Genomic DNA, 24,710 nt, shown 5'->3' on the forward strand with positions numbered 1-24,710 from the left:
GAAAAATGGCAGCAAAAAAAAGCGGTAAACGAACATCGAAACGGAAAAAAACGGCCGCAGCCCAAAAACAAATTTTTTCTGAACGGGTCGTTGGCCTGATCTTAGGTGTTGTAAGTTTATTTGGAATTTTTCATTTAGGTTACTTAGGAGTTTTGATTGCAAATGCATTTCGGTTGCTGATCGGCGATGCATATTTAATTGGAATTGGGCTTTTATTATTATTTAGTATTTATTTGTTGATTTATGGTAAAGAACCCCAAATCAAACCACGGTATTGGGGTGGAATATTACTGATTATTTTGGGAATTAGCCTTGGATTGGAGGCAATTTTCTTTAATAAACTGGATTTGCATAACGATTTTATTGGTGTTACGTGGCAATATTTGGCCAATGATATTGTCGGTGCAAGTCTTGGGACTGCGGTTGGCGGCGGAATGATCGGAGCGTTGCTGTATACCGGAACGGATTTTCTGCTTGCTCAACTGGGGTCATATTTGATCAGTCTTTTGCTGATTGGTGCCGGTTTGTGCATGTTATTTGGAATTTCACTGCAACAGGTAGCTCAATTTTTCGGGAAAATTGGACTCGTTTGTTGGAATGGAATTAAATTGATCGCTGGAAAGTTAAAGAACGCTGCAGGAACAGCGAAGGATTCACTTCAAGATGCGGCGGAAAAACGGAAAGCAATGGTCACTGAAAAATCGGATGATCAACCGGAAGAAAAGGAAGAACCCGCCGAACCGGAAGATTTGAAAGAAGAAGTTGAACCGCTTGTTGCTCCGGAAGATAAGGAATTGCCAAAACCAATCAGCGAGCGGGATGCAACGGATGTTTGGAATCACGAGGTTGAAAAGCCGGAAGAATCAGCAATCAAGCCGGCTTTACACCCGTCATCTTCAATTGAAAATTATCAATTGCCACCCGTCAGTTTGCTTCAGGATGTTGCGCCAACAGACCAAAGTCAGGAACGAAAAGAAATCAAGCATAACCAAGAGGTCCTTCGGCAAACGTTGAAGAGCTTTGGCGTTGATGCAGAACTGAAAAATACAATTTTAGGACCGTCGGTCACAAAATATGAACTTCACCCAGCAATTGGCGTCAAAGTTTCAAAGATCGTGAACTTGACGGATGATTTAGCCTTGGCCCTGGCAGCCAAGGATATCCGAATCGAAGCTCCAATCCCCGGCAAATCATTGATTGGGATTGAAGTTCCTAACAAAAAGGTGGCCACAATTTCATTTAAAGATGTGATTTCGGCGGAACACAAGCGCCCGCATCAGTTACTTGAGGTTCCTTTAGGACGGGATGTTTCGGGAAAATTAATTACCTTGGATATTACGAAGACGCCGCACCTTTTGATTGCCGGAGCAACCGGGAGCGGAAAGTCAGTGGCAATCAATGGAATCATTACGAGCTTATTGATGAATTGTACGCCAGATGAAGTTAAATTAATGCTGGTTGATCCGAAAAAGGTTGAATTGGGAGTTTACAATGGAATTCCGCATTTAATTTCACCAGTTGTCACGGAATCCAAAAAGGCGGCCATTTCACTGAACAAACTCGTAGCTGAAATGGAACGGCGGTATGAAACGTTTGCGAATGTCGGCGTGCGGAACATTGACGGTTATAACCGGTTGATCAAGAACCAACAAGCCTCAATGGATACGGGCGAAAAACCAATGCCGTACATTGTTGGCATCGTTGATGAATTAGCCGACTTAATGATGGTTTCATCAAATGAAGTTGAAGGTGCAATCATTCGAATCGCTCAAATGGGACGGGCCGCTGGAATTCATATGATTATTGCAACTCAACGGCCGTCAGTTGACGTAATTACCGGATTGATCAAGGCAAATGTACCGTCACGGATGGCATTTGCGGTTTCAAGTGGGACGGATTCGCGGACGATTCTTGATCAAAACGGGGCCGAAAAATTACTTGGCCGGGGCGATATGCTCTTTAAGCTGGTCGGAAAGAAACCGATCCGGGTTCAAGGAGCATTTATTTCGGATGAAGACGTTGAAAAGGTCGTTTCCTTTGTCAAAGAACAGGGAACAGCCGATTATGATGATAATCTTGCAGTTTCGGATGAAGAAGTCCAGGCAACGCAGGATGGAAATGATTCGGATAGCGATCCGCTTTTTGAACAGGTGGTCGACTTTATTCAACGGGAACAAAAGGTAAGCATTTCCCTCCTTCAACGGCGGTTTAAAATTGGATATAACCGGGCTGCCCGCATCGTTGATGATTTAACGGAAAAAGGGATGGTCGGACCGCAAGAAGGAAGCAAGCCGCGGAAAGTTTACTTACCGAAGAAGGAAGAATAAGGATGAAGAGTGAATTTAATTATGAACTTAAGCCGGGGGTCAAGGTCCGGTTTATTCAGAATAAACAATTTAAATCAGTTCAGATGATGGTTTCGTTTATTCACGAATTGAAAAATGAACGGGAACTCGCAAGCCGGACACTTTTAGCTGGGATCTTGGAAAGTTCAAGTGCAGCATACCCGAATCAGCATGCAATCACGCTTAAACTTGCTGAATTATATGGGGCAACGTTTGGTGCGAATACGGAAGTTGAGGGGAATTTAAGTCTCCTCAATTTTGTTTATAGTTTTGTTGCGCCGGAATACTTGAAAGCCGGGCAGTCCCTGCTTGACGAATCGGTTGATTTTTTGAATCAAATTATTTTTCACCCGCGAATGGAAAACGGAATGTTCAAGCCGGAAGTCTTTGAACGTCAGCGAACGAATTTAAAAACATATATTCAGGGAATTGTTGATAATAAACAGTCTGAAGCCTTGATCAATGTTCAACGGTCATATTTTGATGATCCGATTCAGCAGAATACGCCGTATGGAACGGAAAATGATTATCAAGAATTAACGAATCAAGATATTGTTGCAGCCTATGATCAAATGCTTCGCCGTGATCAAGTTCAAATCACGGTAATGGGAGATTTAGTCCTTGATTATTTGAAGCGTTCCCTTTCAAAATTTGAATTCCGAGAATCAGTCCGGGAAACACTTCATGAAATTTGTTATTCTCAGGCGGCGAAAAATCAAGTCGAGGTGCAAACGAAGGCAGAACCGGTTCAGCAAAGTAAACTGGATTTGATTTACCATTTACCGATCGATGCGCATCAGGACAGAATGTTTTATGCGGCAGTTGTAATGAACGCCTTACTGGGTGGTTCGCCGCAATCACTTCTTTTTCAAAACGTTCGCGAAAAGGCAAGTATGGCGTATTATGCTGAAAGCAGCTATTCAGCATTACGGTCGATGGTGCTGATTCAAACGGGAATTCAAGCAACGAATCATGATTCAGTTTTAACGTTGATCAAGGAGCAGATCGCGGCCTTGCAGCAAGGCGATTTTTCCGCTGAACAGTTAGCTAAAATTAAAATCGAACTGATCAATGAACGGCAACGGATGCAAGATAGTCCGGCAAGCAGTCTCGAACAGGCTGTTTTGAGTGAATTGCTGGTCCGACCATTGGATTCTGAAACCCAACAAAATGGGATTCAAGCAGTGACAAAGCAGGACGTCGTTGCGGCTGCTAGTCAACTTAAACTTCAAACTGAATTTTTCTTGAAAGGGGAGATGGATAATGGCAACCATTAATTACAGCCGCTTTGGCGAAAAAATGGAAAGTTTTGTTTTACCGAATGGCTTGTATGTTGATTTGATTGCCCGCCCATCCTTTCACCAAACGGACGGCATTTTGACGACCCGGTTTGGATCAGTTAATACGACGTTCACGGTTGATGATCAGCTGAAAACTTATCCAAGCGGAATTGCCCATTTTTTGGAACATAAGTTGTTTGAAAAGGAAGAGTACGACGCGTTTGATAAATTTGCAATTTACGGAGCAGATTCAAATGCATTTACCAGTTTTACCCGGACAAGTTACCTTTTTTCAACGGCTGAAAACGTTGGCGAATGTGTTTCAACGTTGCTGGATTTTGTTTTTAGTCCGTATTTCAGTGACCAAACCGTTAATAAGGAAAAAGGAATTATTGGGCAAGAAATTCAGATGTATGAAGACGATGCAAACTGGCAGTTGCTGTTTGGAATTATCAGTAATTTGTATCCAAAGACGCCGCTGACAGCCGATATTGCTGGAAGCGTTCAGTCGATTCAAGCAATTACGCCTGCAATGCTTTATGAATGCGATCAATATTTTTATCAGCCGTCGAATATGAGTTTAATGATCGTTGGTAATTTTGATGAAGCTCAAATTAAAGAAATTATTAAGAATGCGGCTGCAGGAAGTTTAGCTTCAAATGATAAGTTAAACTTACAACGAACTGTAATTGGTCATCCTGAAATTATTTCATTTGCTGAGCGGCAAATGGATGTTCAGCGGCCGAAACTCGCGTTGGGAGTTCGGTTTGAAAAAGATTTTCTTCCAACTGAACGATTTAAAGCTAAAATTATGCTGCAGATTATTTTGGAAATGCTTGTTGGCGAATCGTCTGCTGATTATCAGCGTTTGTTTGACCAGGGATTGATCGACAACAGTTTCGGTTATGAAATTCAGCTTGAAGATGGCTTTCAGTTTGTTGATTTTTATTTAGATACAAGTTTAGAACAAATCGATCAGGCGGCTGCCGAATTAAAGGCGATCATTGTCAATGCAGCGGCAAAACTTACGGAACAAAAGCCGATTTTCGAATCGATGAAGCGCGAATTTATTGGACGGGCAATTAAAGGAATGAATTCGAACGAGAACATTGCTAACCAGTTTGATTTGTGGCTTTATGGCGAACGGACGGTGTTTGATGTTCCGGCAACGATCGAACAGCTGACATTCGATGAGGTGGTTGATTTTGCGGATCAGTTCTTTGACCCGGCAAAATTGACCCGTTATCAAATATTACCAAGGGGAGATCAAAAATGAAATGGGCGTTGATTTTAGGAAGTTCGGGCGATATTGGAAGGCAGATTGCACGCGACTTGGCACAGCAGGGCTGGTCGCTTTACCTGCACTATGCCCACCAACAAGAACGAATTGAAAAGTTGATTGGCGAATTTCGATCAAAGTTCCCGCGACAAGATTTTATTCCGATTCAGAGTGATTTTATGGCGGACGATTGTGTCGACCGGATCGCGAATTCGATTTTTAGCGTTGATACGGTGATTTTTGCTCAGGGAACAACGCACTTTAAGTTTTTGCATGACTTTACTGAAAGCGAACTAGATGAAATTTTGCGAATGCAGCTTAAAGTGCCGATGGTGATTCTTCAACGTTTAGAAGATAAGCTTGCCCGTTCTCAAGCCGGGAGAGTTGTCTTTATCAGTTCAGTATACGGAAAAAGCGGCAGTGCAATGGAAACTCCATACAGCGCAGTAAAGGGGGCAATCAATACATTTGTGAAGGCATATAGCAAGGAAGTTGCTTCGATGGGAATCACGGTCAACGCGGTGGCTCCCGGAGCGGTTAATACTCAAATGAATCAAATGTTTGATGCGGAAACTTTGGCGACTGTTCGGGACGAAATTCCAGTGGGCCATTTGGCTGATCCGGCAGAAATCAGTTATTGGGTGCGCGTTTTATTAGCACCTGAAGCGGGGTATATGACCGGCCAAACCCTTTATGTTACGGGCGGCTGGCTGGAATAGTCGTTTTTGGCAGATAAAGACGCTTATGATATACTTAACTGTATGTAAGACGAAATATTAAAAGTTTGAGATTAAATAAGAAAGATGTGGATTTTTAATGGCTAGTGTTGGTCAAAAATTAAAAGACGCAAGAATTGCCAAGGGATTGACCCTTGATGATTTGCAACAAACAACTAAAATTCAAAAGCGTTATTTAATTGCGATTGAAGAAGGCAATTATGATGCTCTTCCGGGAAAGTTTTATGTGAAGGCATTTGCCCGGCAATATGCAGAAACGGTTGGTTTAAATCCCAACGAGATCATTCAAGAATTAGACCAAGAACTTGGAATGCCGGCTTCGCCTGAAGAACAAGCAGAAACAACTTCGCGGGTTCAAAAGCGGGAAGAATTGACCCGGCCGCAAGACAACAGTTTAAGCGCAAAAATTTCTAAATACCTTCCAACGATCATTATCGTCGTGGTAGTGGTTGCAATTTTAGGGACAATTTATGCCGTTGCATGGGGAAACCATGAAAAGGCTAAAAATCAACAAATTGAACAAACCAATACCAAGGTTGCAGTTTCAACTGATGTAAAGAAGCCAGCCAAGAAGAAGAGCGAATCTTCATCAACATCGAAGAAGGAACAAAAGATCGTCAATGTCGCTTCGGCAGGCTCAACGTTTACGTATAACGTTGAAAACGCACCGAGTCAAAGCACAATTGAACTTGGGGCGACTGGCGGTTCATCATGGGATGCAGTTTACGTTGGCGGTGCTCAAAGTTGGCAAGGAACCCTTCAATCAGGAACAACGAAGGAAATTCAAGTTCCAGCTGGGACAAGCCGTGTTGTTTTGAGCATTGGAAATTCAAATGCTTCAACGGTTAAAATCAATGGTCACAAGTTGAACTTCCTTGCTCAGAATTCATCATTAACTGTGCGGAAATTAGTCTTGAACTTTACAAACGGTTCAAGTTCAACCAATGCCGAAACCCAGTCCCAAACCCAAACCCCAACCCAAACGGCTGCTCAAACTCAAGGACAAGGGCAAACGGTTAATAATCAAAATGGTTATCAAACAAACCAGCAACAACGTTATCAACAAAATAACGGCCGGACAAATAATTATCAAACCGTTACCCGGTAATTTTAGTTGAGGTGAGAGAGTTGAATTTACCTAATAAATTAACAGTTATTCGAATTTTATTAATTCCATTATTTATGTTTGTTTTGCTGTTGCCATTACATTGGGGCAACATTGTTCTTGCAGGAACAGCAATTCCGAAAACAAGCTTAATCGGAGCAATTATTTTTGCAGGGGCATCGATCACGGACTTTGTTGATGGCCAGATTGCGCGGCGGAAGCACTTAGTAACAAACTTTGGCAAGTTTGCCGACCCGTTAGCAGATAAGATGCTGGTAATGACCGCGTTTATTATCCTGGTTCAAATGGGAAAAGTTCCGGCATGGGTTGCCGCAATTATTGTCTGCCGTGAGTTAGCGGTTACCGGATTACGGTTGATCGTTGTTGAAAATAATGGTGAAGTAATGGCCGCAAAGATGCCAGGGAAAATTAAGACAGCATCGCAGATGTTTTCAATTATTTTTCTCTTTTTAAACAATGTTTTCTTTGCAAATATTCACTTCCCGATTGGACAAGTTCTTTTATACATTTGTTTGTTCTTTACGATCTATTCAGGGGTCGAATATTTTTACAATGCACGGCATGTATTTGCTGATTCATTTGGAAAAGATAAAGAATAATTTGAAAAATAAAGGTGGAGAGGCTAGGGAATTTTCTAGCCTCTGTTTTGTCTAAAAATAACTTTAATTTCGTATCTATTAAGTGAGGAGGATTTATATGGGGTCAGATGTGCATCAAACGAATCAATCAAAATTGATTCAAACCGTAATGGAAAAGTTAACTGCTCAAAACCAGACGATTGTATTTGCAACTGATTTTTTAACAAATTTTGCGACGGATTTAATCGACCGGGAAGCAAGTTTTGCAGGATTATTTGTTGCGCCCACCGATGACGCAAAGAATGCGATGTTTGATATCCCATATCAAATTTTAAATGCGAATGGATCGCAAAGCGAAGAAACAACGATTTGGATGGCCCGGCAAGCAAAAGCGGTTCTGCGCACAGACTATGCGATCGCGGTTACCCGGAATTCAGTGCAACATACTATTTGGATCGCAATCGTTGATCAGGCAGGGCATGAACGGTCATGTTCGATTCCGTTTTATCGAACACAAAATGTCGAGGATAAGGTATTTAACAAGGCATTTGAACTTGTTCAGCAAAGTTTTGAAAATAAATCAAACGTTTGTTCGCATCTTTGACTAATCTTTGGTATAATAAATTCGACGAGAAATGATACAGGAGGAAAAGGCGTGGCTAATAACGATAGACAAGCAGCATTGGATAATGCGTTAAAGAAAATTGAAAAAAACTTTGGGAAGGGTTCCATTATGCGGATGGGTGAAAAGGCCGATACGCAAATTTCAACGGTTCCAACGGGTTCACTTGCCCTTGATGAAGCTCTTGGAGTCGGCGGATATCCGCGAGGCCGGATCGTTGAAATTTATGGACCTGAAAGTTCAGGGAAAACAACGGTTGCATTGCACGCCGTTGCTGAAGTTCAGAAAAACGGGGGCACAGCTGCATACATTGATGCTGAAAACGCCCTTGACCCGGCATATGCTTCTGCATTAGGGGTTAATATTGATGATTTATTGCTTTCACAACCAGATACGGGTGAAGAAGGTTTGGAAATTGCCGATGCGTTGGTTTCATCTGGCGCAATCGATATCGTTGTTGTCGACTCAGTTGCTGCATTAGTTCCGCGTGCTGAAATTGAAGGCGAAATGGGCGATGCCCACGTTGGTTTGCAGGCCCGGTTAATGTCACAAGCATTGCGGAAACTTTCAGGAACGATCAATAAGACCAAAACAATCGCGTTATTTATCAACCAGATTCGTGAAAAAGTCGGCGTAATGTTTGGTAACCCAGAAACAACTCCTGGTGGCCGGGCATTGAAATTCTATTCAACGATTCGGTTAGATGTTCGGCGGGCTGAACAAATCAAAGACGGTTCCGATGTAATTGGTAACCGGGTTCGAATCAAAGTTGTGAAGAATAAGGTTGCTCCGCCATTTAAGCAAGCTGAAGTTGACATTATGTATGGCGAAGGAATCTCGAAGACCGGTGAATTGCTTGATATGGCGGTTGAAAAGGACATTATCAAGAAGAGCGGCTCATGGTTCTCATATGGTGAAGACCGAATTGGCCAAGGACGTGAAAACGTTAAACGGTATTTGAAGGAACATCCTGAAATGATGAAGGAAGTTACCTTGAAAGTTCGGAAAGCATACGGGATTGCAACTGAAGAAGAACAAAAGCAACTTGATTTAAAACTTGATGATCAAGCAAAGGAACCTGAGAAGGATTCAAAGAAGAAATAAGATTGCTGAAAGAGACTGGGACTGAAATGTCACAGTCTCTTATTATATATTTTTTATTATTTCTAAAAATGCCGACTATTTATGTTGACATTTTTCGGGCGCAACAACTAAAATAAGTACGTATGTGTAATAAGTATATTTAATTTAAAAAATTAAAAATGCGGTTTAAAAGCCGCATTTTTGAGACGATGCGGAGGTATTAACTATGATGGAGATCATTGTAATCCTCGCCGTCGCTGTTTTGACTTTGATTATTGGTTTTATCTTGGGAGATAAACGTCGAATCAAGCTTTATGAAACCAGTTTGAACGAGGCTAGCCGAACAGCTGAAGGAATTGTAAAGCATGCTTGCAAAGAAGCGGCTGCAAAGAAAAAGGAAGCAATTCTGGAAGCGAAAGAAGAAAGCCATCGTTACCGTTCTGAAGTTGAAAAGGAACTTCGTGAACGGCGCAATGAAGTTCAAAAGCAAGAGAATCGAATGATTCAACGTGAAGAAAACCTTGACCGGAAGGATTCTTTACTTGAAAAACGCGAACAATCTCTTGATAAGAAAGAGGATCAGTTAAATGCTGATCAACAAAAAATTGATCATCAACGTCAAAAAGTAACAGAACTTGTTCAACAACAACACGATAAGTTAGAAGAAGTTGCTTCATTAACGACCGAACAAGCAAAAGACCAAATCATGAAGGAAACCAAGGCAAGCCTGACTTATGAACTTGGTCAGATGATTAAGGAAAGCGAAGATGAAGCAAAAGCTCGCGCTGAACAAACAGCTAAAGATTTAATCGCTCAGGCAATCGAGCGCAGTGCGGCTGATACGGTTTCTGAATCAACGGTATCAGTTGTAACATTACCTAATAATGACATGAAAGGGCGGATCATTGGTAAAGAAGGCCGGAATGTCCGGACGTTTGAAACGTTGACCGGAATTGACCTGATTATTGATGATACTCCAGATACAGTTTTATTGAGCGGATTTGACCCTGTTCGAAGAGAAATCGCTAAAATCGCGCTTGAAAAATTGATTCAGGATGGACGAATTCATCCCGCTCGAATTGAAGAAATGGTTGATAAGGCTACCCGTGAGATGGATACTAAAATTCGTGAGATCGGGGAAGAAACGATTTTTGATTTGGGCTTGAATTCAATGCACCCTGATTTGATCAAGACGGTTGGTCGGTTAAATTACCGGACAAGTTATGGTCAGAATGTATTGACCCACTCAATTGAAGTTGCCAAGATAGCTGGAGTTTTAGCTGCTGAATTAGGAGAAGATGTTACATTAGCGAAACGCGCAGGATTATTACACGATATTGGGAAAGCTGTTGATCATGAGATTGACGGTTCACACGTTGAAATTGGGGTTGAATTGGCGAAGAAATATCACGAAAATGATGTGGTTGTAAATACGATTGCATCGCACCACGGTGATGTTGAACCGAAGTCAGTAATTGCAGTTTTAGTTGCTGCTGCAGACTCGATTTCAGCTGCTCGCCCAGGAGCACGGAGCGAATCATTAGAAAATTACCTTCACCGGTTAGAGAAACTTGAAAGTATTTCAAATGAATTTGACGGTGTAAGTAAGAGTTATGCAATTCAAGCAGGACGTGAAGTTCGCGTAATTGTTAAACCGGAAAAGATCAATGATTTGCAAGCAACAGTATTGGCACGTGACATTAAAGATAAGATCGAAAATGAACTTGAATATCCGGGACACATCAAAGTTACGGTTATCCGGGAAACGCGTGCGACAGAATATGCAAGATAAAAAGAGGTTGGATTTTCTCCGACCTTTTTTATTATCGAATTTAAAACCGTTGATAATTGAAAAATGTTAAAATAAGAAAAGCAAACCATAAGGAAGGAATGAGAAGCGTGGCCCAAAAAATCAAGCCAACCCCGATGATGGAACAGTACCTGGCAATCAAAAAGCAATATCCGGATGCTTTTTTGTTTTACCGCTTAGGCGACTTTTATGAAATGTTTTATGATGATGCAGTTAAGGGATCCCAGCTGCTTGAACTGACCCTGACTCAACGCAATCATAGTTCAAAAAATCCCGTTCCAATGTGTGGTGTTCCGCACCATGCCGTTCAAAACTATATCGATATTTTGGTTGATAAAGGCTATAAGGTCGCCATTTGTGAACAGATGGAAGACCCGAAGCAGGCCAAAGGAATGGTTAAGCGGGAAGTTATCCAGTTGGTTACGCCGGGGACGTTAATGGATGAATCCGCCGGCGATGCGAAGGAAAATAACTATTTAACCGCTCTTCACCAAGACCAGAACGGTAAAATGGGCTTTGCTTACGCCGACCTTTCGACTGGTGAATTGAAAGTTACGGAACTGCAATCGCCGGATGCATTGGTCAACGAATTAACCAGTTTACGGACAAAGGAAATTGTGGTTGATGATTCTGTAAACCAGGGTATTTTAGCTGTAATCAAGAAGCTGAAAATTTTAATTTCAACCCAGAATTCATATGAAGAAAAAGCAGAATTTTCATATGCGGTGCAGGATCTAACATCGGACCTTGAAGTTCAAGTTGTTAAACACCTGTTGATGTATTTGAACGTGACGCAGAAGCGGGCCCTTGCACACCTTCAACGGGCAATTCACTATGAACCGTCAGCATATTTGAAACTGGACCGGTTTGCCAAACGGAACTTGGAACTTTTGCAAAATTCGCGGACCGGGAAAAAATCCGGGACGTTGCTCTGGATTCTGGATGCAACCAAAACGGCGATGGGGGGCCGGTTGTTAAAACAATGGCTATCGCGCCCGTTGTTGTCAAAGGATGAAATTGAACAACGGCAAGGAATCGTTCAAAACTTGATGGACAATTTCTTTGAACGGAATAATCTACAAGATGAATTAACAAATGTTTATGATTTGGAACGGTTGGCCGGGAAGATTGCGTTTGGCAGTGCGAACGGCCGGGATTTGATTCAATTAAAAACTTCATTATCCCACGTTCCCCAAATTCGGTATCTGCTTTCGCAATTAAATACGGATGGAATTTATAATGATTTGCTTGCTGAACTTGACCCGGTTGAAGAAGTGGCTGATTTAATTGAACAGGCAATTGTTGATGATCCGCCAATTTCAGTGACAGATGGAAATTTGATCCGTGAAGGCTATAACGATGAACTTGATCAGTACGTTGATGCGATGAAAAACGGGAAGCAGTGGCTTGCTGATCTTGAAGAACAGGAACGTGAAAAGACCGGAATTCATAACTTAAAGATCGGTTTTAACAAGGTTTTCGGGTACTACATTGAGGTTTCAAAGGGAAATGCTAATAAAGTCCCTCAAGATCGTTATCAACGCAAGCAGACCCTTGTTAACGCCGAACGGTTTATTACACCTGAATTAAAGGAAAAGGAATCACTGATTCTTGGTTCAGAAAGTAAAGCGTATGATTTGCAATACAAACTCTTTGTCGATGTTCGGGAGCAAATCAAAGACCAGATCAAACGCATTCAAAAACTTGCCCACGCCTTAGCTAAATTGGACGTGTTGCAAGGTTTTGCGGTTGTGAGCGAAAATCATCAATTTGTAAAACCAGAATTAACAACGCAAGGCCATTCGCTTGAAATCAAGGACGGATGGCACCCGGTCGTTGAAGAAGTTATGGGACGTCAAAGCTACGTTCCAAATGACATCAAAATGGATGATGACCAAACAATTTTACTGATTACCGGGCCAAACATGTCAGGAAAGAGTACTTATATGCGGCAACTGGCATTAACGGTTATTATGGCGCAAATCGGGTGCTTTGTTCCGGCAACGCAGGCGCGGATGCCGATTTTTGACCAGATTTTTACCCGGATCGGGGCTGCTGATGATTTAATTTCCGGAGAATCAACGTTTATGGTGGAAATGAAAGAAGCCAATGAAGCGCTTGAAAACGCAAGCGAGAATAGTCTGATTCTTTTTGACGAAATCGGCCGCGGAACCGCAACGTATGATGGAATGGCCCTTGCACAAGCAATTATTGAATTTATTCATGACCATGTCCATGCGAAGACGCTGTTTTCAACGCACTATCATGAATTAACGGTTCTTGATAAGAAATTGAAACATCTCACGAATGTCCACGTTGGAGCAGTTGAAAAGAACGGTGAGTTGATTTTCTTGCACAAAATGCAACCTGGACCGGCTGATAAGTCGTACGGGATTCACGTTGCTAAACTAGCAGGCATGCCGGATTCACTGTTGCAGCGGGCAGATGTGATTTTGAAACGGTTGGAAAATGATTCAAAGAAGGTTACGCATCATGAAGAGACTAATGAAGGACCTCAAGTAACACCGGTGATCAAAGAGAACGAATCATCAGCAAGCCAAGTTGACGAACAGCTTTCACTTTTCCAACCAGAAACGGTTAAACTTGATTCGCAGGAAAACGAATTGCTTGAAGATATCAAGACGACGAATTTAATGTCATTAACGCCGTTAGAAGTAATGAACAAGGTTTTTGAGTGGCAGCAACGATTAACAAAGAAAGGTAAGCGAAAATAATGGGAAAAATCCATGAATTGCCGGAAGTTCTTGCTGACCAAATTGCGGCGGGTGAGGTGATCGAACGGCCCGCATCGGTTGTAAAGGAATTAACTGAAAACTCAATTGATGCGCAAAGTACGCGCATTGATATTTTAGTCGAAGATGCCGGCTTGAAGTCGATTCAGGTAATTGATAACGGAATTGGAATTGCAGCCGATGATGTTCAAATTGCCTTTCAGCGGCATGCAACCAGCAAAATTACCAGTCGGGATGATCTGTTTCGCGTCCGCACCCTTGGCTTTCGGGGAGAGGCGCTTCCAAGTATTGCATCAATTGCAGATGTGATTTTAGAAACCATGCCGCAGGATGCCTCAATCGGGTCAATGATTCATTTTAAAGGCGGAAAGCGGATTGCCCAGCAACCATACGCCGGCCGGCAAGGGACCCGCATCACCGTCAACCAGTTGTTCTATAACACTCCGGCTCGTTTAAAGTACTTAAGTTCGCCGCAAACGGAATTAGCAGCGATCACTGACTGGGTCGATCACCTTGCGATGAGTCACCCGGAAGTGGCATTTTCACTATCAAATAACGGGCGGACCCTGCTCCGGACTTCTGGTAATGGAAATCTGGTTCAGGTGATTAGTGCGATTTACGGGGTAAAAAACGCGCATCAAATGATCGATTTGGCGGGTGAAGACCGTGACTTTCAGGTTAGCGGATTGGTTTCGCTTCCTAAATTGACCCGGGCGTCGAAAAATTATATCAGTATTTTATTGAATGGCCGGTACATTAAAAATAATCAGCTTTCAAAAGCAATTATTAAAGGGTACGGCTCCAAATTAATGGTTGGTCGCTATCCAATCGCCGTGTTAGCAATTCAACTCGACCCGTTACTGGTAGACGTTAATGTTCATCCAACCAAGCAGGAAGTTCGAATCAGTAAGGAAAATCAACTGGCGGGCTTGATCACGACAAGTGTTGCTAATCGAATCGGCCAGCAAAATTTGATTCCAAGTGCAGTTGGCAATTTAAATTCGCATCAATCAAAGGTGAAAAAAGCAGAACAATTTGATATTGGATTGAATCCGCAAGCCGTTGAACACCAGCATCACGTTGAAAAGCAGCAAGAAGTTTTAGCGGCACTTTTAGGTGAAAAGCCGTTGCCAACTTCTAAAAATGAAAAGCAATCAGCGGATTCAACGACAGAACCGGTAGCGAATAATGAACCGTTTAAACCGCAAACGATTACTCATCCGGTAATGATTGCGACCCGAAATGATTTGAAGAGTTCGGCGGTTCAGCAATGGGACCAAAAGTATCACTTTCAATCGGCGGCTGAACAACCAAATCCTTCATTTGAGATTCATGAAGAGCAGGCAACAGAAAAGGTTAGTGAACCGTTGCCACGGCGTTTTCCAGATTTGAAGTATATCGGGCAGTTGCATGGAACCTATTTGCTTGCTGAAGCGGATGATGGGTTTTATCTACTCGATCAGCATGCTGCGCAGGAACGTGTCAAATATGAGTTTTATCGGGAAGAAATCGAGAATGACAACCCGGCAGAACAGAAAATGCTTGTTCCGCTTGTTTTAACGTACTCGGTCAGCGATGCGCTGAAGGTTGAACAAAATCGCGATAAGTTAGCGCAATTGGGAATTAACCTCGAAGATTTCGGGCAAAACACCTATATTGTTCATGAACATCCAGCGTGGATCCCAGCTGGAAAAGAGGAAGAAACGATTCGGAACTTAATTGAAGAATGTTTAGCTGATCCGCAATTGACAGTTGCTAAATTTCGGGAGGCAACCGCGATCATGATCAGTTGTAAGCAATCGATCAAAGCAAACCACCATTTGGAACGGCAACAGGCATTTTCACTGTTACAGCAGTTAAAGGAATGTGAAAATCCATTTAATTGTCCGCACGGGCGGCCAACGGTGGTTAAATTCAGTAATCAAGATTTGGAACGGATGTTTAAACGGATCCAAGATTCACACCGTTCATTACGGGAAACAAAAAACGCAGGAGATTAACATGTACGAATATTTAATTGGAAAAATTACGGCCATCAATCCGCATTACATTGTGGTTGAGGTCAACGGAATCGGTTATCAGTTGCAGGTGGCCAACCCATTCCGGTACGAAGAAAATACCACCCAAAAGGTATATGTCTATCAAGCAGTTCGGGAAAATGACGTGACGTTATACGGCTTTTACGACCTTGCTGAAAAGCAACTGTTTTTGAAACTGATTAGCGTTTCCGGAATCGGGCCGAAAAGTGCACTTGCGATTTTGGCAACGAATGATCAGGGTGGTTTTGTTGCGGCAATCAATGCAGATGACGAAGCCTATCTGACAAAGTTTCCAAGTATCGGAAAGAAGACGGCCAAGCAAATTATCCTTGATTTGAAGGGTAAAATGGATGACATTGAAACGCCGACACCAATGGTTGACCAACAAAATCTGGCCCTTGATTTTGATAACGAACAATCATACCTCAAAGAGGCGCTTGAAGCAATGTTAAGCCTTGGTTATACTAAAACGGAAGTTAAAAAAGTCAGCAAAAAACTTAAAGATTTTCAGGCCGACTCAACGGATGCTTACTTGAGTGCCGCGTTGAAATTGGTTTTGAAGAAATGACTGATTGATTGAATTATGAATAGAAAGGAGCAGACCGATGGCAGACGATGACCGGATTATTTCGGGAGAAGCGCTTGATGCGAATGACGAATTTGGGCAGTTAAGTTTACGGCCGCAATTTTTAAATCAGTATATCGGGCAAACCAAGATCAAAGATGAGATTGCGGTCTATATTCAGGCGGCCAAGCAACGGGAAGAGTCCCTTGACCATGTTTTGTTGTACGGCCCGCCAGGATTAGGAAAGACAACGCTGGCAACGGTAATTGCCAATGAGTTGCAAGTTAACATTAAGACAACCACGGGGCCGGCAATCGAAAAGCCGGGGGATCTGGTTGCAATTTTAAATGAGCTTGAACCGGGCGATGTTTTATTCATCGATGAAATTCACCGGTTGCCGAAAAACGTTGAAGAAATTTTGTATTCGGCAATGGAAGATTTTTACATCGATATCATTGTGGGCCAGGATACGACGGCGCATCCCGTCCACTTTCCGTTGCCGCCATTTACATTGATTGGCGCAACCACCCGAGCAGGAATGCTTTCAGCACCGTTGCGGGCCCGGTTCGGAATTCTGGGACATATGAGCTACTATACGGAAGCGGAATTGACCGCGATCGTTAAACGTTCCGCTGAAGTTTTTGATACGCAGATCGATGACCAGGGAGCCCATGAAATTGCCCGGCGTTCGCGGGGAACTCCTCGAATCGCGAACCGCTTATTAAAACGGGTGCGAGACTTTTCACAAGTTTCGCAAAAGGAAACGATTGATAAGGAAATCGTTGATTATGCGCTTAAACTGTTACGGGTCGATGAAAAAGGCTTGGATGATAACGACCGCAAACTTTTGCGGACAATGATTTTGCTTTATAACGGCGGCCCGGTCGGTTTATCGACGATTGCCGCCAATGTTGGTGAGGAAACGGACACGATTGAAGATGTAATCGAACCGTATTTGCTCCAAATCGGCTTTATAAAGCGGACGCCGCGTGGTAGAGTGGTAACAGACGCTGCCTATCAGCATTTAGGATTAGCACACACAGAAAAATAGGAAAGGTGAAATTTAAAATGACAGATAAACCATTAAAGACAGAAGATTTTGATTATGATTTACCCCATGAATTAATTGCCCAAACTCCATTAAAGGAACGGGACGAAGCCCGGATGCTGGTTTTGAATGCTAAGACCGGCGAATACAAGGATGATTATTTCTATGACATTATCGACTACTTAAATCCAGGCGATGCGGTTGTTATGAACGACTCCCGGGTAATGCCTGCTCGAATTTACGGCGTTAAGCCAGATACCGGTGGTCACCTTGAAGTCTTGCTATTAAACAATACTGAAGGCGATAATTGGGAAACGTTAGTTAAACCTGCCCGGCGCGCAAAGGTCGGTACGAAGATCGTTTTTGGAAACGGTGAATTGACGGCCACGGTTACCAAAGAACTTGAACACGGTGGCCGGATGATCAAATTTGAATATGACGGAATTTTCATGGAAATTCTTGATAAGTTAGGTGAAATGCCGCTTCCGCCATATATTAAAGAAAAACTTGATGATCCTGAAATGTACCAAACAGTTTACTCAAAGGAAATCGGTTCAGCAGCTGCGCCAACGGCCGGTTTCCACTGGACAAAGGAACTGTTGAAAAAGGTTGAAGAAAAGGGCGTTAAGTTAGTTTACTTAACGTTACACGTCGGATTGGGAACGTTCCGGCCAGTTAACGAAGAAAACATTGACGATCATAAAATGCACAGTGAATTTTACAGCATGTCGCAAGAAGCAGCGGACACATTGAATGAAGTCCGCAAAAACGGCGGTCGGATCGTTGCAACCGGAACAACTTCAATTCGGACATTGGAAACGATTGGAACCAAATTTAACGGTGAATTAAAGGCTGATAGCGGCTGGACAGATATCTTCATCAAGCCAGGTTACAAGTGGCAAGTCGTTGATGCTTTCATTACAAACTTCCACTTACCAAAATCAACGTTGGTAATGTTGGTTGCTGCTTTTACTGGCCGGGAAAACATTTTGAATGCATACAAGCACGCTGTTCAAGAAAAATACCGTTTCTTCAGTTTCGGCGATGCAATGTTTATTCACAAATAATTAGGAGGATCTATGAGCGAACCAGCAATCAAATACCGGTTAATTAAAAAAGAAAAACATACTGGCGCACGGCTTGGTGAAATCATTACGCCGCACGGAACCTTTCCAACCCCGATTTTTATGCCGGTTGGGACCCAAGCAACGGTTAAAGCGATGTCACCGGAAGAACTGGATGAATTAGGTGCCGACATCATTTTGTCAAACACCTATCACTTGTGGTTGCGGCCTGGTGAGGACCTTGTCCGGGAAGCAGGCGGCTTGCACAAATTTATGAATTGGCACAAGGGAATCTTAACGGATTCGGGTGGTTTCCAAGTCTTTTCATTGGCTGAATTGCGGAATATTACCGAAGAAGGGGTTCATTTCAAGAACCACCTGAATGGTCACCAAATGTTTCTTTCACCTGAAAAGGCGATCCACATTGAAAACGCGCTGGGTGCCGATATCATGATGAGCTTTGATGAATGTCCACCGTTTTTTGAAAGTTACGACTACATTAAAAAATCCGTTGAACGGACCAGTCGGTGGGCTGAAAGAGGATTAAAGGCGCACCAAAATCCGGAGGCCCAAGCTTTATTCGGAATCGTTCAAGGCGGCGGTCACAAAGATTTACGGCAACAAAGCGCCCGCGATCTGGTCGCAATGGACTTTCCGGGGTACTCGATCGGCGGCTTGTCGGTTGGGGAATCGAAGGCGGAAATGAACCACGTTCTGGACTTTACGACACCATTATTGCCGGAAAATAAACCGCGGTACTTAATGGGCGTTGGCTCACCGGATGCGTTGATCGATGGCGTTATTCGCGGAGTGGACATGTTTGACTGTGTTTTGCCGACCCGGATCGCGCGGAATGGAACATGTATGACTTCGCATGGTCGTTTAGTTGTCAAAAATGCCCAGTATGAGCACGATTTTGGCCCGATCGATGACCAGTGCGATTGTTATGCATGCCGGAACTATACGCGGGCCTATGTCCGGCATTTGTTAAAAGTCAACGAAACGATGGGAATTCGTTTAACAAGTTATCATAACCTGTACTTCTTGACGCACTTGATGCAAAAGATTCGGCAGGCAATTTTAGATGATAATTTACTTGAATTCCGGGAAGATTTCTTTGACCAATACGGATTAAATGTTAAAAATCCTAAGAATTTCTAGGATTTTGTTCGATTTTGCTAGTAACTAAGCAATTTTTTTGATACAGTGTTACCTGTAACGATAATTTAAGGAGTGACAAAGATGAAAGGCGGAGGACTTTACTCAATTATCATGATCGTCGTCTTATTCGGATTGATGTACTTCATGATGATTCGTCCACAAAAGAAGCAACAGCAACAATGGCAAAACATGATCAACAACTTGAAGAAGGGTGATCATGTTGTTACGCGCGGCGGCTTGCACGGTGTGATCGACAGCATCGACAAGGCAAACAAGACCGTAACGCTTGATTGCGATGGCATTTTCTTGACATTCAGTTTGAACGCAATTGGAAACGTTCAAAGTGCACCGGCTGCACAACCAGCCCAACCAGCTGCCAAGGAAGAAAAAGCAGCTGAACCTGCTAAAGAAGAAAAGGCAGATTCACAAGCTGAAGATAAAGAAACAAAATAATTATTAAAAAAGGTTGGATGAGAGTCCAGCCTTTTTGATTGGAGGAATAATGATGCAATTTACCAAGAAAGGAACCGTTTTGGAAACTAATGGAACGCCACTTCAAGTTGGCGACCAGCTTCCAGTATTTCAAGTTCAAAATCGAGCAGGGCAAACAGTGACTGAAGATGAGCTGATCAACCGGGTGACGTTCATCAGCGTTGTTCCCAATATTAATACTCCGGTATGCAGCTTATCAACGCGAAAATTTAATGATGAAGTTGGTAATTACCAAAACATCGATTTTTACACAATTTCAACGAATTCAACTGATGAGCAGCAAAAGTGGTGTGCGTTATCGGATGTCAGTCAAATGCAGATGTTATCAGATCGTGAGCATGATTTTGGTGAAAAGATGGGATTATGGATCAAAGATGCCGGCATTGATGCCCGCAGTGTTTGGGTCGTTGATCCCAATGGAAAGATTATTTATCGTGAATTAGTTGAAGAATTAAGTCATGAACCAAATTATGATCAAGTTTTGGAATTTCTCAAAAACCAGCAAAATTAATTTGATTTTCAAAAGAAATTTACATTTTTAAAAATTAGTTTATACTTACTTAACAATAAGGTAACTAACTATTAAAAATTTGAAAGTTAAAAGATTAATTAGTAATCAGGACGCTTTTGAACCGGATACTTTGAACCATCAAAGTATCTGGTTCTTTTTGTTAAGAAAGTTAAATAAATTAATAAATTTGTTTATTTGGCTACTTTCCTTTGCTTGACAGTGCTTTTTTTATGAAGTATGGTTTGTACATCGAATATTTTGATATTCGAAATAAATCAAGGGGTGATTTTATGAAAGTCATGGATGCTCAAGAAATCATGGAGATCATTCCAAACCGGTTTCCGATTTGCTATGTCGACTACGTTGATGAACTTGAGCCGGGGAAGCGGATCGCTGCAACGAAAAACGTGACGATCAATGAATCTTATTTTCGCGGTCATTTTCCTGGGAATCCAGTGATGCCGGGAGTTTTAATTATCGAAACGATGGCGCAAATTGCATCGATCCTGATTTTAAAATCAAAGGAGTTTCGAAATAAAACGGCATACCTTGGTGGAGTCCAAAAGGCAAAATTCAAACGGATGGTTCGCCCAGGAGATGTGTTGAAAATTGAAGTCGAAATTACAAAGCAACGGGGCAACATCGGAATCGTGAATGCGAAAGCCCGGGTTGACGGTAAAGTTGCGTGTTCGGCAGAATTAATGTTTATTGTTTCTTTAAAGGATGAACAGCAAGCAAAATAGCGAAATGCCTTATTTTTTGATATTATTTTGATAGACAAAATATTTGAATAGCAAATGATAAGGTGAGAATAGAATGAATGAGCGAGAAAAATACATCGATGAAGCGATGAAAAGAGTTTATGCCGATATTGTGTGGATCGAAGAAAATGAACTTCGCAAAAGCAGTTTTAATGATTTAAGCATTAAGGAAATTCACGCGATTATCGCGATCACAATGTATGATCATCAAACAGCATCGGAAGTTGCCCGAAAGTTGCATTTAACTCCGGGAACCTTGACGACAACGGTTGACCGGTTAGTAAAGAAAGGGTATGTTCGGCGGATTCGGGGCGAAGATGATCGGCGAATCATTCGGTTAGGGTTAACTAAAAAGGGCCGCCTTGTTTACCGCGCCCACGATGCCTTTCACCGGCAGATGGTTCGCAGCTTCCTCAAGGATCTTGATCCGGAGGAAGTTAAAACGATTGAAAAGGCGATTCGCAATTTAGAGGCATTTTTGGAGGCTCACTCTGATTAATGGGAAGGCTGAATTGTGAAAAAGGTAAAAATCAATCAAATTGCTGGATACGCACCAGCATACACGGTTTCAAATGATGATCTAAGTCAGATCATGGATACATCTGACGAATGGATCAGCACGCGGACCGGAATCAGGGAACGTAGAATAAGTTTAAATGAAAATACATCGGTTTTATGTACCAAAGTGGCGCAGCAGCTGATTGCCAAAGCCCAAATTTCAGTTGATGAAATTGGCTTGATCATTGTTGCGACCATGTCACCGGATGCATGTACGCCGTCAACGGCAGCGCTGGTTCAGGGACAGATCAAAGCTCCGAATGCGGTAGCGTTTGATATTTCAGCAGCGTGTTCAGGATTCATCTACGGGATGGAAATTGCGCAAAAGATGATGCGGATGAGTGATTTTAAGTATGCAATCGTCATTGGCGGCGAAGTCCTTTCAAAGGAAGTTGATTGGACGGACCGGACATCCGCTGTGCTTTTCGGCGATGGCGCTGCCGGGGCTTTGCTTGAAGCCAATGACAATGTTGAAGCCTTTGCAGGCACCGATTTGAAAACATTTGGCGATCTTGGTGATCGGTTAGTTGCCGGTGAAACCAATCCAATCGGCGAATTTCCGCCTGCTAAATTCACGACTTTCCATCCGTTTAAGATGGACGGCCGGGCGGTTTATAAATTTGCAACGACGGAAGTTCCGAATTCAATTGAGCGGGTATGTGATTACAATCACGTTTCACTTGATGACGTTGATTACTTTATCCTGCACCAGGCAAATATCCGGATCATTAAGTCGATTGCCAAAAAACTAAAACAACCGCTCACGAAGTTTCCGAATAACATGGAACGTTACGGAAACACCTCGGCAGCAAGCGTTCCGCTTCTCTTAGCGGAGATGAATGAGAATGGAGAATTACATGCTGGACAAACAATTGTATTGTCCGGTTTCGGTGGCGGCCTGACAATCGGCAGTCAAATTATCAAATTATAACAAGAACAAGGGAGAAATGAACAATGACAGAAGAACAAATTTTTGAAAAAGTACGTGAAATTGCAGCAGACCAATTAGAAGTTGATCAAGATGATATCAAGTTGACATCAAACATCAAGGACGATTTGGATGCTGACAGTTTAGATTTCTTTGAAATCATGAATGAACTTGAAGATGCATTTGATATCAAATTGGAATCAGATGAAGATGTTGCAACGATCGATGACGTTGTTAAGTACGTTAAGAAACAACTTGATAATAAATAGGAAATTCAGATGACACTTCAATGGGGAATTTTATTTAGCGGTCAGGGCGCACAAAAAACGGGGATGGGCCTTGATTGCTACGAGCAAAGTAATGTGTTTCGACAGGTAATCGATGCTAGCAGTCAGGAATTGCAAATGGATCTGCTAAAGGTGTTGCGGAATGAAAACGGGGAACTTGACCTTACGCGCAACGTTCAGCCGGCATTGGTTGCGGTCAGTCTTGGCTTTTATGCGATGTTGCAGCATGATCTGCCGCAAATTGATATTCGGGCCAGCGTTGGTTTATCGCTTGGTGAATATTCAGCGTTAATCGCTAGCGGAAAGCTGCCTTTTCAAACTGGAATGCGGATTTTAAAAGCCCGTGCACTTGCAATGGAGCGGGATAGCCAAGCTGCTGAAGGAAAAATGTATGCAATCGTTGATCCGCAAGATGTTGTTCAAATTCTAACGATTTGTCAGCAACATTGTTCACCGGATCAAGTTGTCCAAATTGCAAATTACAACTCACCGCATCAAATTGTGATTGGCGGCAACACAGCGGCGACCCGCCAAGTTGCCAAGACGATTCAGGACCAGCAGTTGGCAGCCAAGGTGATTGAACTGCGAGTCGAAGGCGCGTTTCATACACCGTTGTATACTGGCACGCATCATGAATTGGCACGGGTGATTCATGCAGATGACTTTGTTGCCAATTCGAAATGTGTGTTAAGTAATACGACTGGAAAGAACTTTGAGCCGGATTCAATTGCAAAAACATTGGTTGATCAAGTTGTGCGGCCAACCCACTTTGGTGACTGTTTGCGGCGAATGATCGATGAAAATCAGGTTAATGCGACCCTTGAAATTGGGGCGGGCAAAGCCTTATCATCGTTTGCGCGTCAAGTTGATCCGCAACTGCAACGGGAACGCATCACAAATTACCGAAACTATCAACGATTTATTGAGAAAGCGGGAGAAAAGGAATGGATCTAACGGGGAAGAATGTTTTAGTAACGGGTTCATCACGCGGACTGGGAGCCGCCATTGCGGTTAAGTTTGCTGAGCATAGAGCAAACGTAATTTTAAATGCCCGCCATGAACCAACAGAATTGATTCAACAGATTAAGGACCTTGGTGTCCAAGTGTGGTTTATTCAAGCGGATATTTCAAGTCCGCGCGACATTGAGGAAATGGTCCACCAACTTGATGATCATCAAATCAACGTTGATGTTTTAGTCAACAATGCTGGAATCAACCGGGATAAGCTGATGATTGGCATGCGGGAAAAAGACTTCGACGACGTTGTGAATACAAATTTGATTGGAACGTTTCGGGTAACCCAGCCGCTTTTTAAACGGATGTTGAAACGCCGAACGGGCGTCATCATCAACATGGCAAGCGTTGTTGGCGAACACGGAAATATCGGGCAGGCCAACTATGCGGCAAGTAAAGCTGGAGTGATCGGCTTTACAAAGGCGGTCGCTCAGGAAGGTGCATTACGGGGAGTGCGGTGTAATGCAATCGCTCCGGGAATGATCGCCAGTTCAATGACCGCCGCAATTGATGAAAAACGGCAAAAAGAAATTAAGGAACGAATTCCGCTTAAACGGTTAGGAACAGCAGAAGAAGTTGCGCAAACGGCACTTTTCCTTGCTCAAAATGATTATTTGACCGGTGAAGTAATTAACGTTGACGGCGGAATGGCAATGTAAGGGAGAAAAA

General features: G+C 42.7%; 23 protein-coding genes. All 23 read left to right on the forward strand.

Annotated elements, in window-relative coordinates; all coding sequences use genetic code 11:
* Window positions 1-5 precede the first annotated feature (5 nt).
* The 23 genes from Q3C15_RS04800 to fabG all read left to right on the forward strand — a co-directional run bounded on the left by Q3C15_RS04800 (window position 6) and on the right by fabG (window position 24,700).
* Entirely contained in the window at window positions 6-2,327 is a 2,322-nt protein-coding gene (locus tag Q3C15_RS04800) for a DNA translocase FtsK (RefSeq protein WP_302704424.1), read from the forward strand.
* Between the two features lie 2 nt (window positions 2,328-2,329).
* Complete coding sequence (locus Q3C15_RS04805) at window positions 2,330-3,622, forward strand: pitrilysin family protein (RefSeq protein ID WP_283596699.1); 1,293 nt, start codon at window positions 2,330-2,332, stop codon at window positions 3,620-3,622.
* The gene (locus tag Q3C15_RS04810; protein WP_283596701.1) at window positions 3,609-4,901 is read left to right on the forward strand and encodes a pitrilysin family protein; all 1,293 of its coding nucleotides are present in this window, start codon (window positions 3,609-3,611) and stop codon (window positions 4,899-4,901) included. The genes Q3C15_RS04805 and Q3C15_RS04810 overlap by 14 nt, the downstream gene beginning before the upstream one ends.
* Window positions 4,898-5,623, forward strand: coding sequence for an SDR family oxidoreductase (locus Q3C15_RS04815; protein ID WP_283596702.1), 726 nt, complete (start codon window positions 4,898-4,900; stop codon window positions 5,621-5,623). The genes Q3C15_RS04810 and Q3C15_RS04815 overlap by 4 nt, the downstream gene beginning before the upstream one ends.
* Window positions 5,624-5,720: 97 nt before the next feature.
* Complete coding sequence (locus Q3C15_RS04820; RefSeq protein ID WP_368045393.1) at window positions 5,721-6,749, forward strand: helix-turn-helix domain-containing protein; 1,029 nt, start codon at window positions 5,721-5,723, stop codon at window positions 6,747-6,749.
* A gap of 20 nt (window positions 6,750-6,769) precedes the next feature.
* Window positions 6,770-7,366, forward strand: coding sequence for a CDP-diacylglycerol--glycerol-3-phosphate 3-phosphatidyltransferase (pgsA, locus tag Q3C15_RS04825; RefSeq protein ID WP_302704430.1), 597 nt, complete (start codon window positions 6,770-6,772; stop codon window positions 7,364-7,366).
* A gap of 97 nt (window positions 7,367-7,463) precedes the next feature.
* Window positions 7,464-7,949 (forward strand): CinA family protein, encoded by a 486-nt coding sequence (locus Q3C15_RS04830; protein ID WP_302704436.1) that lies wholly within the window; start codon window positions 7,464-7,466, stop codon window positions 7,947-7,949.
* Window positions 7,950-8,000: 51 nt separating this feature from the next.
* Window positions 8,001-9,071, forward strand: a complete 1,071-nt coding sequence (gene recA / locus Q3C15_RS04835; RefSeq protein ID WP_057827624.1) for a recombinase RecA — start codon at window positions 8,001-8,003, stop codon at window positions 9,069-9,071.
* 205 nt (window positions 9,072-9,276) lie between these two features.
* Window positions 9,277-10,842 (forward strand): ribonuclease Y, encoded by a 1,566-nt coding sequence (rny, locus tag Q3C15_RS04840; protein ID WP_302704451.1) that lies wholly within the window; start codon window positions 9,277-9,279, stop codon window positions 10,840-10,842.
* 107 nt (window positions 10,843-10,949) lie between these two features.
* A complete protein-coding gene (gene mutS / locus Q3C15_RS04845; RefSeq protein WP_302704459.1) occupies window positions 10,950-13,595 on the forward strand; it encodes a DNA mismatch repair protein MutS in 2,646 nt (881 codons plus the stop codon).
* Window positions 13,595-15,613 (forward strand): DNA mismatch repair endonuclease MutL, encoded by a 2,019-nt coding sequence (gene mutL / locus Q3C15_RS04850; RefSeq protein WP_302704460.1) that lies wholly within the window; start codon window positions 13,595-13,597, stop codon window positions 15,611-15,613. The genes mutS and mutL overlap by 1 nt, the downstream gene beginning before the upstream one ends.
* Window position 15,614: 1 nt before the next feature.
* Window positions 15,615-16,220 (forward strand): Holliday junction branch migration protein RuvA, encoded by a 606-nt coding sequence (gene ruvA, locus Q3C15_RS04855; protein WP_302704461.1) that lies wholly within the window; start codon window positions 15,615-15,617, stop codon window positions 16,218-16,220.
* 37 nt (window positions 16,221-16,257) lie between these two features.
* Window positions 16,258-17,268, forward strand: a complete 1,011-nt coding sequence (gene ruvB, locus Q3C15_RS04860) for a Holliday junction branch migration DNA helicase RuvB (protein ID WP_283573517.1) — start codon at window positions 16,258-16,260, stop codon at window positions 17,266-17,268.
* A gap of 17 nt (window positions 17,269-17,285) precedes the next feature.
* Window positions 17,286-18,332 carry a tRNA preQ1(34) S-adenosylmethionine ribosyltransferase-isomerase QueA gene (gene queA / locus Q3C15_RS04865; RefSeq protein WP_064208089.1) on the forward strand — a complete coding sequence of 349 codons (1,047 nt, stop codon included), beginning with the start codon at window positions 17,286-17,288 and terminating at the stop codon, window positions 18,330-18,332.
* Between the two features lie 12 nt (window positions 18,333-18,344).
* Window positions 18,345-19,490, forward strand: a complete 1,146-nt coding sequence (tgt, locus tag Q3C15_RS04870) for a tRNA guanosine(34) transglycosylase Tgt (protein WP_302704463.1) — start codon at window positions 18,345-18,347, stop codon at window positions 19,488-19,490.
* Window positions 19,491-19,571: 81 nt separating this feature from the next.
* Window positions 19,572-19,943: a preprotein translocase subunit YajC gene (yajC, locus tag Q3C15_RS04875; protein WP_283579706.1), complete on the forward strand. Its 372-nt coding sequence runs from the start codon at window positions 19,572-19,574 to the stop codon at window positions 19,941-19,943.
* 52 nt (window positions 19,944-19,995) lie between these two features.
* Window positions 19,996-20,493, forward strand: coding sequence for a thiol peroxidase (gene tpx / locus Q3C15_RS04880; RefSeq protein WP_204778945.1), 498 nt, complete (start codon window positions 19,996-19,998; stop codon window positions 20,491-20,493).
* A gap of 290 nt (window positions 20,494-20,783) precedes the next feature.
* On the forward strand, window positions 20,784-21,236 hold the full coding sequence (gene fabZ / locus Q3C15_RS04885; RefSeq protein ID WP_064208093.1) for a 3-hydroxyacyl-ACP dehydratase FabZ: 453 nt from the start codon (window positions 20,784-20,786) through the stop codon (window positions 21,234-21,236).
* A 73-nt stretch (window positions 21,237-21,309) separates the two neighbouring features.
* Window positions 21,310-21,753 (forward strand): MarR family winged helix-turn-helix transcriptional regulator, encoded by a 444-nt coding sequence (locus tag Q3C15_RS04890; RefSeq protein ID WP_057827635.1) that lies wholly within the window; start codon window positions 21,310-21,312, stop codon window positions 21,751-21,753.
* A 15-nt stretch (window positions 21,754-21,768) separates the two neighbouring features.
* Window positions 21,769-22,743 (forward strand): beta-ketoacyl-ACP synthase III, encoded by a 975-nt coding sequence (locus Q3C15_RS04895; RefSeq protein ID WP_283573513.1) that lies wholly within the window; start codon window positions 21,769-21,771, stop codon window positions 22,741-22,743.
* 23 nt (window positions 22,744-22,766) lie between these two features.
* Window positions 22,767-23,009 carry an acyl carrier protein gene (locus Q3C15_RS04900; RefSeq protein WP_204778943.1) on the forward strand — a complete coding sequence of 81 codons (243 nt, stop codon included), beginning with the start codon at window positions 22,767-22,769 and terminating at the stop codon, window positions 23,007-23,009.
* A 9-nt stretch (window positions 23,010-23,018) separates the two neighbouring features.
* A complete protein-coding gene (locus Q3C15_RS04905) occupies window positions 23,019-23,981 on the forward strand; it encodes an ACP S-malonyltransferase (RefSeq protein WP_302704467.1) in 963 nt (320 codons plus the stop codon).
* Complete coding sequence (fabG, locus tag Q3C15_RS04910) at window positions 23,972-24,700, forward strand: 3-oxoacyl-ACP reductase FabG (RefSeq protein WP_302704469.1); 729 nt, start codon at window positions 23,972-23,974, stop codon at window positions 24,698-24,700. The genes Q3C15_RS04905 and fabG overlap by 10 nt, the downstream gene beginning before the upstream one ends.
* Window positions 24,701-24,710 lie beyond the last annotated feature (10 nt).

The sequence above is a fragment of the Ligilactobacillus sp. 110_WCHN genome (assembly GCF_030518115.1).
GTDB classification, from domain to species: domain Bacteria; phylum Bacillota; class Bacilli; order Lactobacillales; family Lactobacillaceae; genus Ligilactobacillus; species Ligilactobacillus aviarius_C.

Excerpts from the sequence above, each read along its gene's own strand:
- Q3C15_RS04900 (WP_204778943.1), top strand. The coding sequence starts at position 22,767 with ATGACAGAAGAACAAATTTTTGAAAAAGTACGTGAAATTGCAGCAGAC.
- Q3C15_RS04830 (WP_302704436.1), top strand. The coding sequence starts at position 7,464 with ATGGGGTCAGATGTGCATCAAACGAATCAATCAAAATTGATTCAAACC.
- yajC (WP_283579706.1), top strand. The coding sequence starts at position 19,572 with ATGAAAGGCGGAGGACTTTACTCAATTATCATGATCGTCGTCTTATTC.
- ruvB (WP_283573517.1), top strand. The coding sequence starts at position 16,258 with ATGGCAGACGATGACCGGATTATTTCGGGAGAAGCGCTTGATGCGAAT.
- fabZ (WP_064208093.1), top strand. The coding sequence starts at position 20,784 with ATGAAAGTCATGGATGCTCAAGAAATCATGGAGATCATTCCAAACCGG.
- ruvA (WP_302704461.1), top strand. The coding sequence starts at position 15,615 with ATGTACGAATATTTAATTGGAAAAATTACGGCCATCAATCCGCATTAC.
- Q3C15_RS04810 (WP_283596701.1), top strand. The coding sequence starts at position 3,609 with ATGGCAACCATTAATTACAGCCGCTTTGGCGAAAAAATGGAAAGTTTT.
- rny (WP_302704451.1), top strand. The coding sequence starts at position 9,277 with ATGATGGAGATCATTGTAATCCTCGCCGTCGCTGTTTTGACTTTGATT.
- Q3C15_RS04890 (WP_057827635.1), top strand. The coding sequence starts at position 21,310 with ATGAATGAGCGAGAAAAATACATCGATGAAGCGATGAAAAGAGTTTAT.
- mutL (WP_302704460.1), top strand. The coding sequence starts at position 13,595 with ATGGGAAAAATCCATGAATTGCCGGAAGTTCTTGCTGACCAAATTGCG.
- Q3C15_RS04820 (WP_368045393.1), top strand. The coding sequence starts at position 5,721 with ATGGCTAGTGTTGGTCAAAAATTAAAAGACGCAAGAATTGCCAAGGGA.
- Q3C15_RS04800 (WP_302704424.1), top strand. The coding sequence starts at position 6 with ATGGCAGCAAAAAAAAGCGGTAAACGAACATCGAAACGGAAAAAAACG.
- tpx (WP_204778945.1), top strand. The coding sequence starts at position 19,996 with ATGCAATTTACCAAGAAAGGAACCGTTTTGGAAACTAATGGAACGCCA.
- tgt (WP_302704463.1), top strand. The coding sequence starts at position 18,345 with ATGAGCGAACCAGCAATCAAATACCGGTTAATTAAAAAAGAAAAACAT.
- Q3C15_RS04815 (WP_283596702.1), top strand. The coding sequence starts at position 4,898 with ATGAAATGGGCGTTGATTTTAGGAAGTTCGGGCGATATTGGAAGGCAG.
- Q3C15_RS04905 (WP_302704467.1), top strand. The coding sequence starts at position 23,019 with ATGACACTTCAATGGGGAATTTTATTTAGCGGTCAGGGCGCACAAAAA.
- Q3C15_RS04805 (WP_283596699.1), top strand. The coding sequence starts at position 2,330 with ATGAAGAGTGAATTTAATTATGAACTTAAGCCGGGGGTCAAGGTCCGG.
- queA (WP_064208089.1), top strand. The coding sequence starts at position 17,286 with ATGACAGATAAACCATTAAAGACAGAAGATTTTGATTATGATTTACCC.
- fabG (WP_302704469.1), top strand. The coding sequence starts at position 23,972 with ATGGATCTAACGGGGAAGAATGTTTTAGTAACGGGTTCATCACGCGGA.